12 protein-coding genes and 2 pseudogenes are annotated in these 9152 nt (G+C 58.3%); 9 read left to right on the top strand and 5 right to left on the bottom strand.

The window, feature by feature from the left end:
* Positions 1-252: 252 nt before the first annotated feature.
* Positions 253-681 carry an Hg(II)-responsive transcriptional regulator gene (merR, locus tag NH344_RS17480; protein WP_015077956.1) on the bottom strand — a complete coding sequence of 143 codons (429 nt, stop codon included), beginning with the start codon at positions 679-681 and terminating at the stop codon, positions 253-255.
* Between the two features lie 73 nt (positions 682-754).
* On the opposite strand from merR, the gene merT reads away from it, so the two are divergent.
* From merT to NH344_RS18415, 9 genes and pseudogenes are all read left to right on the top strand, one after another.
* A complete protein-coding gene (gene merT / locus NH344_RS17475) occupies positions 755-1108 on the top strand; it encodes a mercuric ion transporter MerT (RefSeq protein WP_008295676.1) in 354 nt (117 codons plus the stop codon).
* A 37-nt stretch (positions 1109-1145) separates the two neighbouring features.
* Positions 1146-1442, top strand: a complete 297-nt coding sequence (gene merP, locus NH344_RS17470; protein ID WP_023659522.1) for a mercury resistance system periplasmic binding protein MerP — start codon at positions 1146-1148, stop codon at positions 1440-1442.
* Positions 1443-1460: 18 nt separating this feature from the next.
* Positions 1461-1677 (top strand): annotated as a pseudogene (gene merF, locus NH344_RS17465) (mercury resistance system transport protein MerF).
* A gap of 5 nt (positions 1678-1682) precedes the next feature.
* Positions 1683-3086, top strand: coding sequence for a mercury(II) reductase (merA, locus tag NH344_RS17460; protein ID WP_253028227.1), 1404 nt, complete (start codon positions 1683-1685; stop codon positions 3084-3086).
* Positions 3087-3099: 13 nt separating this feature from the next.
* Positions 3100-3735, top strand: coding sequence for an organomercurial lyase MerB (merB, locus tag NH344_RS17455; RefSeq protein ID WP_023559548.1), 636 nt, complete (start codon positions 3100-3102; stop codon positions 3733-3735).
* Positions 3725-4126 (top strand): MerR family transcriptional regulator, encoded by a 402-nt coding sequence (locus NH344_RS17450; protein ID WP_253028226.1) that lies wholly within the window; start codon positions 3725-3727, stop codon positions 4124-4126. The genes merB and NH344_RS17450 overlap by 11 nt, the downstream gene beginning before the upstream one ends.
* Positions 4119-4247: a hypothetical protein gene (locus NH344_RS18425; RefSeq protein WP_366073343.1), complete on the top strand. Its 129-nt coding sequence runs from the start codon at positions 4119-4121 to the stop codon at positions 4245-4247. Before NH344_RS17450 ends, NH344_RS18425 begins: the two co-directional genes overlap by 8 nt.
* Positions 4214-4576 (top strand): reverse transcriptase/maturase family protein, encoded by a 363-nt coding sequence (locus NH344_RS18420; RefSeq protein ID WP_366073347.1) that lies wholly within the window; start codon positions 4214-4216, stop codon positions 4574-4576. The genes NH344_RS18425 and NH344_RS18420 overlap by 34 nt, the downstream gene beginning before the upstream one ends.
* A 38-nt stretch (positions 4577-4614) precedes the next feature.
* On the top strand, positions 4615-5115 hold the full coding sequence (locus NH344_RS18415; RefSeq protein WP_366073341.1) for a group II intron reverse transcriptase/maturase: 501 nt from the start codon (positions 4615-4617) through the stop codon (positions 5113-5115).
* Here NH344_RS18415 and NH344_RS17445 read toward each other — a convergent pair.
* From NH344_RS17445 to NH344_RS17430, 4 genes and pseudogenes are all read right to left on the bottom strand, one after another.
* Positions 5106-5384 (bottom strand): annotated as a pseudogene (locus NH344_RS17445) (cation diffusion facilitator family transporter); the annotation flags it as partial. The gene NH344_RS18415 and the pseudogene NH344_RS17445 overlap by 10 nt on opposite strands.
* Before the next feature lie 108 nt (positions 5385-5492).
* Complete coding sequence (locus NH344_RS17440; protein WP_062372392.1) at positions 5493-5687, bottom strand: DUF6316 family protein; 195 nt, start codon at positions 5685-5687, stop codon at positions 5493-5495.
* 80 nt (positions 5688-5767) lie between these two features.
* A complete protein-coding gene (locus NH344_RS17435) occupies positions 5768-8914 on the bottom strand; it encodes a CusA/CzcA family heavy metal efflux RND transporter (RefSeq protein WP_044629832.1) in 3147 nt (1048 codons plus the stop codon).
* A gap of 14 nt (positions 8915-8928) precedes the next feature.
* Positions 8929-9152, bottom strand: a 224-nt coding sequence (locus NH344_RS17430; protein WP_290444079.1) for an efflux RND transporter periplasmic adaptor subunit, incomplete at its 5' end; no start/stop codon positions are given.

Below are 9152 nucleotides of genomic sequence, written 5' to 3'. Positions count from 1 at the left end.
GCAACCACTCGTCTACCGAAGGCGGCAGCAGGTAATCGGTCTGGCGATCCACAGGGATGAAGCGGCTCATGGCGATCTTCTCAGCTCGGCGATGACGGTGGTCAGTATCTCACGGTGCAACGGAAAGTCCGACAGGCTGCTAGTGTCTCGCCCTTCGGGAGGCCCTGCTTTTTTTGGTTGGTGAGGTTAGCGTACCTCCCTTCAGCCCTTAATTTTGTGTACGCCTCGTTCACGGACTGTCTTGTTCTTTAATCAGGTAAAAGCCGAGTTTTCAAGCCCATCCTGGAGCGATGTGATTAATGGGCATTCAACATTCCCACGCTGAGCGCAGCATTCCTGCACTAACCCGTCCAGCGCACGCTCGATGCGTCGCAGGCTTGAAATTTTCGCCCGCACACTGGCTAGTTTTTGCTCGCCCAATACCCGTGCTTCATCGCAATGGGTACCGTCCTGCAGTGTCAGCAGCCCTCCGATTTCATCCAGACTGAACCCCAGCCACTGGGCCGTTCGAATAAAGTGCAGGCGGGCCAACGCCTGATCGTCGTAATGGCGGATGCTTCCATAGGGCTTTTCAGGCTCTGCCACTAACCCCCGGCGCTGGTAATAGCGGATGGTTTCCACTCCCATACCGGCGGCTTTGGCCAGGGCTCCAATGGTCATTGAGTGTTGTTTTTTGGACATAGGGGTTGATTCCGTAGCTGACTACGGGAGTAACCTTACCTCAGTCACCCATTTTTAGAAAGGAGCCATCGTAATGTCAGAGTCCAAAAAATCCGGTCGCGGTTCGCTGATCGCAGGAGGGATTGCCGCTGCTCTGGCGTCTGCCTGTTGTCTTGGCCCCCTGGTCTTGATCACGTTGGGCATTTCCGGTGCCTGGGTCGGCAGCCTGGCCGCCCTGGAACCCTATCGGCCCTGGTTCATCGGTGCGGCACTGGTGGCGATGGTCTTTGCCTGGCGCCGGATATATCGACCTGTCGGGGCCTGCCAGCCGGGCGATGTTTGCGCGGTACCGCAAGTGCGCACGGCCTACAAGGTCGTTTTCTGGATCGTCGCGCTGCTCATTCTGACTGCGTTGGCTTTCCCCTTCGTCTTACCGCTGTTTTACTGAAACCTGATCCACTATGTTGACTGAGAGGCACTACACCATGAAAAAGTCCCTGATTGCTGCCGTACTGTTTACGCTGTTCAGCCTGCCTGCCCTGGCTGCGCAACAAACGGTGACCTTATCCGTTCCAGGCATGACCTGTTCGGCCTGCCCGATTACGGTTAAAGCTGCCCTAAAGCGGGTCGACGGCGTGAGCGCTGTGGATGTCCGATATGAGGAACGTGATGCGACGGTTACCTACGACGATGAGAAAACCTCCGTTGAGGCGCTGACTCAAGCCACGACTAACGCGGGTTACCCGTCCACGTTGAAACAGCCCCAGGCGAAACAGGAGTAACCATGCGAACCCCAAACCTTGTTGCGGGTGAGCATCATTTGCACCGTGCTGGTCGCGCTGTTTCACGCCGATACTGGTGGTTTTGCTAGGAACGTTAGGCCTGGCTGCCCTGACCGGTTATCTCGACTACGTGCTGTTGCCCGCACTGGTCTTATTTATTGGCCTGACCTGCTATGCCGTCTGGCGTAAAAAGAAACACGACGCCTGCTGCGATAGCCCTTCAACCAAGGAGTAACGTTTATGAGTGACAACAACCTGCACATTGCGGTGATTGGCAGCGGTGGCAGTGCCATGGCTGCGGCCCTGAAAGCGACGGAGCGCGGTGCCCGGGTGACGCTGATTGAGCGCGGCACCATCGGCGGAACCTGCGTCAACATTGGTTGCGTACCGTCCAAAATCATGATCCGGTCGGCGCATATCGCCCACCTTCGCCGGGAAAGCCCGTTTGACGACGGACTGAGTGCCCAGGCACCGGCGGTGAATCGTTCAGCCCTTCTGGCTCAGCAACAGGCCCGGGTGGAGGAGCTGCGCGAGTCCAAGTACCAGAGCATTCTCAACGACAATGCCGCGATTACCGTCCTCAAGGGCGAGGCGCGGTTCGTGGACGAGCGCACGCTGACGGTGACGCTCAACGCCGGCGGCGAACAGACGGTGAGCTTTGACCGGGCCTTTATCGGCACGGGCGCAAGACCCGCCGAACCACCCGTTCCGGGGCTGTCCGAAACTCCCTATCTCACCTCCACCAGTGCGCTGGAACTGGATCACATTCCCGAGCGCCTCGTCGTAATCGGTGCCTCGGTGGTGGCCATCGAACTGGCGCAGGCCTTTGCACGCCTCGGCAGCCAGGTCACGGTTCTGGCCCGCAGCCGGGTGCTGTCACAGGAAGATCCGGCGGTGGGTGAAGCCGTGGAAGCGGCCTTCCGTCGTGAGGGCATCGAGGTGCTCAAGCAGACCCAGGCCAGCGAAGTGAGCCACGACGGTCAGCTGTTTACCATACAGACCAACGCCGGCACGATACAGGCAGAGCAACTGCTGGTCGCCAGTGGTCGCACACCCAATACCGAAAACCTCAACCTGGAGGCCATCGGCGTTGCCACCGAGGGCGGTGCGATCCAGATTGACAAACATCTCCAAACCACTGCGTCGGGCATCTATGCCGCGGGCGATTGCACCGACCAGCCCCAGTTTGTCTACGTGGCCGCCGCCGGTGGTAGTCGGGCCGCCATTAACATGACCGGCGGTGACGCCAGCCTCGACCTCAGCGCCATGCCCGAGGTGATCTTTACCGATCCACAAGTGGCCACCGTCGGTCTGTCCGAGGCGGAGGCCCAGGCTCAGGGATACGACACCGACAGCCGCACCCTGACCCTCGATAACGTGCCCCGGGCCCTGGTTAACTTCGATGCCGGGGGCTTCATCAAGATGGTCGCTGAGCGTGGCAGCGGACGATTGCTGGGTGTCCAGTCCGTCGCGGGCGAAGCCGGTGAGCTGATCCAGACGGCCGTCATGGCGCTGCGTGCGCGTATGACCGTGAACGACATTGCCGATGAGCTGTTCCCGTACCTGACCATGGTGGAGGGGCTCAAGCTCTGTGCCCAAACCTTCACCAAGGACGTGAAGCAATTGTCGTGCTGTGCGGGATAAGACGGTGCCGCCAATGTATAACATGGATGAGATCGTGGAACGGCTGGGTCTGACCGGCGAAAGGGAAGCCGCGCTTCATGTGACGCTGTTGCGCGAGCTTGCCCTGGGACAACCGGTCACTGTTGAGCGGCTCGCGAAGTCGCTCAACTGGACGACTGATGAGGCAGAGTTGGTGCTGGAAAAACTGCCCTGCGGGACCATCGAGTACGACGGCCAGGGACGGCTGATCGGCTCCGGCATCACACTGCGAGAAACCCCGCATGCATTTGTTGTCAACGATCGGCCACTTTATACCTGGTGTGCACTGGATGCCTTGATGTTTCCAGCTGTCATCGGCGAACGGGCGCAGGTGCAATCGCGTTGCCCGCAGACGAACAACCCGGTCACCTTGACGGTTACGCCACAGGGAGTGGTTTCGCTTGAGCCGGAGGACGCGGTCGTCTCTTTAGTCTCGGTGGCCGCAGCGGGAGACATTCGAAGTGCGTTTTGTTGCGACGTCCATTTCTTTGCTTCACGGCAGGCCGGGGAGGCCTGGGGGCGGGATAAAATGCATGTGCACATGGTGAGTGTTCAGGAAGGTTTCGAACTGGGGCAGCGGATTGCGCACCTTATACTCAACAGGGCAAGGAGTGACCAACATGGGAGCTAATACCCGAATGGTAAACCCCAACCTTGAAGGTGGGCCGGGGGCGCAAAAAGAAGGCTGTGTCATTTCCGAAGCGGCCCGTCTCTGCGGCCTGTCAGTGCATCAGATCCGGACTTATCTGGACATGCGATTGGTGTACGCCTGTGGCACCACTCAGGGGGGCTCTCGCTTGTTCGATGACGGCTGCCTGCAACGGTTGGCGTTGATCCGCTCCTGTCGTGAAGCCGGTCTCGGTCTCCCCGAGATTGCCGAATTTATACAGGCGCTGGATAGCGGAGATGAACGGCAGTGTCGAGCCGTCGAACGGCAAATTCAACACACAATTGCTGTTAAACGAGCCGCACTGAATCGCTGCACCCAAGTACTAACCAAGGCGGCACGTGGACATGACTGATAAGGCGCGCGAACCGGCCGAGGTATCCAGGCCGCTCACCGGTTACCTGTGGGGGGTATTGGCGGTGCTCCCGTCAGGAGGAAGAATATACCCAAAGCCAACGGTAAAACTCGGCCATTAGGGATCCCTTCTCCTCGCGACAAAATAGTTCAGGAGATGATTCGAGAAATACTTGAATCAATCTACGATACGCCGGAATCGCCAAGCTTTAGTGAAGCCAGTCATGGGTTTAGACCCGGTAGAAGCTGCCATACTGCCGTTAAGGAGTATACTAGCTGGCAAGGTACGACCTGGTTGATTGAAGGAGACATCAAAGGCTTCTTTGATAATATCGATCATCATACGTTGATTCAATTGCTGAGGCAACGAATCAAGGATGAGAGGTTTATCAACCTCATAAGGAGTATCTGCTCAAAACAGGACAAGCCAAACCGGATGATGAAGAGATAAAAGAGCTGTCACGAAGGGCTGAACACTTACCCTCGGTGATGGTCAATGATCCTGATTTCATACGCATTCGATATGTCCGATATGCTGACGATTGGATCATTGGGGTAACTGGACCTAAAGAACTTGCCAAGCAGCTCAAAGAGCAAGCGACGGCGTTTCTCGACCAGAAACTCAAGCTTGAATTGTCGGAGGAAAAGACGTTAATAACCAACGCTAAGGATCGTGCTGCAAAGTTCCTGAGCTTTAACCTATCCATAGGAAGCTCAGTGAAACGCCGGATGGTAAAGACCGAGGGCAAACGCACAACAATGAAGCGGACGACTGGATGGCATCCAAGAGTCGATGCCCCTGTGAAGGAGATAGTGCAGAAGCTCCAACAGAAAGGCTACTGTCACACGAAAGGTGGTAAGGAGTTCTTCCCATGCTCCAAGAAGTCACTCGTGGCATCTACGGACCATGACATCGTCATGAGCTTTAATGCTGTATGGCGAGGGATATACAATTACTACTGTGTGTGTGACAACGCCCAGGTAGTGTAGTTGATGAGAGCTGCAACGATTTCAATGCGTCCGTAGCCAAAGGTCATCCTTGCGTCAGCCTGGCGGCGCGCAATTTTTTGCGCCGCGAACGCGATGACGAGTGAGGCCATGTCAGAGAAGTTATGCAAGGCGTCCGCGATAAGGGCGAGACTGCCGGCAAAGATACCTCCCCCAATCTGAGCCAGGGTCAGGATCCCGTTCGCCCAGATGGCGATGGCAACGCGTTTATCCTTGGTCTCGGGGGGTATATGCACATGGTCGTGACTCATTGGGTTAACCTAGTTGGTGGCTATTTATAAAGAGGCATCTGCTGTATTCAGCTTACTCTGTGCCTGGTCGCCTGTACCTTGGCGACTTTGTGGATTTTGGGCCATTGGCTACTCATCCTTTTTGACAGTTTTCAGGAGTTCCGCAAGGCTGTCTTCGGCCGCTTTTTTGTTCGGGAATGGCCCGATATTTTGACCTTCACGGGTTAAAAAATACCAGTCACTGTTGATGGCGTGGATGCGATGTGTTCGAAAGGGTGAGGCTTCTTTCAAGTCATCTATTCGTTGCTTGGGTGGATCGTTCATAGTCTTTCCAGGATATAAACCGCAATAAAAGAACATTGAAAAAATCATGGGGAGATTCCCCCCCCACGATGGAGTGTTGGTTAACTATCAGTGTCGTGATTAATGTCGCCTGTGGGCGTGGAGTTACTGGCACTTCTGCCATGCAACAGCGCATAGAGCACAGGGAGTACAAACAACGTCAACAGGGTGGACGAGATAATCCCGCCGATCACCACGGTCGCCAGAGGACGCTGTACTTCGGCACCGGTGCCGGTATTGAGTGCCATGGGTACAAAGCCGAGGCTTGCTACCAGGGCGGTCATCAATACCGGCCGTAAGCGGATCAGGGCGCCTTCGACAATGGCCTTCATCAGGTCACCCTGCTCGTGCCACAGATCGCGGATAAAGGCGATCATCACCAAGCCGTTTAACACCGCCACCCCGGAGAGGGCGATAAAGCCAACACCCGCCGAGATCGACAGGGGCATGTCTCGCAGCCACAGGGACAGAACCCCGCCGGTGAGGGCCAGTGGCACGCCGGTGAAGATGATCAAGGCATCTTTGAGGGAGCCGAAGGCCATCACCAAGAGTGCGAGGATGATGGCGAGGGTCACGGGCACCACGATGGCAAGCCGCTGACTGGCGGACTGCAGTTGCTCGAAGGTCCCGCCGTAATCCAGCCAGTATCCGGCGGGTAGGTCCACGTCGTCCGCAATGCGCGCCTGTGCTTCCTCGACAAATCCGCCCAGGTCGCGGTCCCGCACGTTGGCGGTGACCACCACCCGACGCTTGCCGTTTTCCCGGCTGATCTGGTTGGGCGCCGGAGCCAGCTCCAGCTCGGCCACTTCCGACAGGGGCACATAGCCACCGTCCGGCAGGGGGACAGGTAGGTCCGCGAGGCTGTCCACATCCCGGCGGATGTCTTCGGGAAGACGCACCACCAACTGGAAGCGGCGGTCGCCTTCGTAAATCAGGCCGGCGTTTTCGCCCCCGACACCGGCTGCCACCAGATCCTGGAGATCATCCACGGTCAGCCCGTAGCGGGATAGCGCCATGCGCTTGGGGTGTACCGACAGCATGGGCAGGCCGGTCACCTGTTCGACCCGGGCATCGGCGGCGCCCTCCATGGATTCCACAACCTCAAGGACGTCGTTGGCCGATGCCAGCAGCTGATCCAGGTCATCGCCGAACACCTTGATGCCGAGGTCGGCGCGCACGCCGGAGATCAGTTCGTTGAAGCGCATTTCTATGGGCTGGGTGAACTCATACTTGTTGCCGGGAAGCATTTCCACCGCTGCTGCCATTTCCGCCACCAGTTCATCCTTGGTTTTGTCTGGGTTCGGCCATTGGCTGCGGGGCTTCAAGATAACAAAGTTGTCCGCTACGCTGGGGGGCATGGGGTCGGTGGCCACTTCCGGCGTGCCGATCTTGGCGAACACCTTGTCCACCTCCCCAAAGGCCTTCAGCCGTTCTTCCAGCTGCGATTGCATCTCGATGGACTGCTCCAACCCGGTGCCCGGGATGCGCAGGGCATGGAGTGCAATATCCCCTTCATCCAGTTGTGGAATAAATTCCGACCCCAGGGTGGTCGCCAGCCAGAGACAGACCGCTACCAGCGTGGTCGCGCCGCCCAACACCAGCCAGCGGAACCTCATAGCCACCCGCAGCGCAGGCCTGTAGAGCGATTTAGCACCGCTGATTACCGGGCTTTCCTTTTCGCTGATCTTGCCCCCCATAAAGACCGCAACAGCGGCGGGCACCACGGTCAGTGACAGCACCATGGCCGCCAGCAGTGCCATTACGACAGTGGCCGCCATGGGGTGGAACATCTTGCCCTCGACCCCGGTGAGAGCAAAGATCGGCAGGTACACCACAGTAATGATGGCGACACCAAACAGGCTGGGACGAATCACTTCGTTGGTGGCCTCGAACACCAATTGCAGACGTTCCTTGAGGGCCAACTGACCCTGGTGCTGGGCCTGGGACAGGCGCCGGATACAGTTCTCGACGATGATGACCGCGCCGTCGACGATCAGGCCGAAATCCAGCGCCCCCAGACTCATCAAATTGGCGGATACGCCAGACCGCACCATACCGGTGATGGTGGCGAGCATCGAAAGCGGAATGACAGCTGCCGTGATCAAGGCGGCGCGCAGGTTGCCCAGCAACAGAAACAGCACCACGATCACCAGCAGTGCCCCTTCAAGCAGGTTCTTCTCCACCGTGGCAATCGCCTTGTCCACCAGGGCTGTGCGGTCGTATACCGCCTCCACCTTGACGCCGTCGGGCAGGGAGGGCTGAATGGCCTCCAGCTTTTCGGCCACCGCCTGTGCTACCGCCCGGGAATTTTCCCCCACCAGCATCATGGCGGTGCCCATCACCGTTTCCTTGCCGTCGCGGGTGGCGGCGCCGGTGCGCAGCTCCTTGCCAATGGCCACTTCAGCTACATCGGCTACCCGGACTGGCACACCATCCCGGTTGGCAATCACCACCTGTTCAATATCGCCAATGGTGGCCAGCTGCCCGGGCGAGCGCACCAACAGCTGTTGGCCGTTGCGTTCGATATAGCCGGCGCCGCGATTGGTGTTATTGGCCCGCAGGGTGCTGACCAGTTCATCCACCGTGATGCCGAACTCCAGCAACCGTTGGGGCGACGGCGTGACGTGGTACTGCTTGTCGTAGCCGCCAATGGTGTTGACCTCGATCACGCCGGGCACCTGGGCCAACTGGGGTTTGATGATCCAGTCCTGGATCTCCCGCAGTGCCGTAGCGTCCAGCGGACTGCCATCCGCTTGAGTGGCACCGGGCAGGGCTTCTACGGTGTACATGAAGATCTCGCCAAGACCGGTGGCGATGGGACCCATCTCCGGCTCCAGCCCGGGTGGCAGCGCGCTCTTGATGGCGCCCAAGCGCTCATTGATCAGGTTGCGGGCGAAATAGATGTCCGTGCCTTCCTCGAACACCACCGTGACCTGGGACAGGCCGTAGCGGGACAGGGACCGGGTATAGGACAGGTTGGGCAGGCCGTACAAGGCCGTTTCCACCGGGAAGGTGATGCGTTGCTCTGCCTCCAGGGGCGAATAGCCCGGTGCCTCGGTGTTGATCTGTACCTGGACATTGGTGATATCCGGCACCGCGTCGATGGGCAGGCGCTGAAAACTCCACACGCCCACGCCGACCAGCACCAGAATAAGGGATAACGTTAAAAACCGCCGCTCTACCGAGAAGCGTAAGATGGCGTTTATCATCAAAGCCTCCTGGGTTAGTGGTCGTGGGATGCGCCGGATTTTTCGATATCGGCCTTGATCAAATAACTGTTTTCCACCACATAGCGATCGCCTGCTTGCAGGCCGCCCAGCACCTCAGTCAGGTTGCCGTCGCTGCGGCCCAGCTCCAGTGGGCGGATCTCGTAGGTGTCATCCACCTGAATAAACACCACGGTCCAGTCCCGGAAGGATTGCAGGGCGCGGTTGTCAACCACCAAGG

Origin of the sequence: Halomonas sp. Ps84H-12, assembly GCF_024124725.1 — a bacterium.
Lineage (GTDB): Bacteria > Pseudomonadota > Gammaproteobacteria > Pseudomonadales > Halomonadaceae > Vreelandella > Vreelandella aquamarina.
This window is presented reverse-complemented; position numbering and strand designations above follow the sequence as displayed.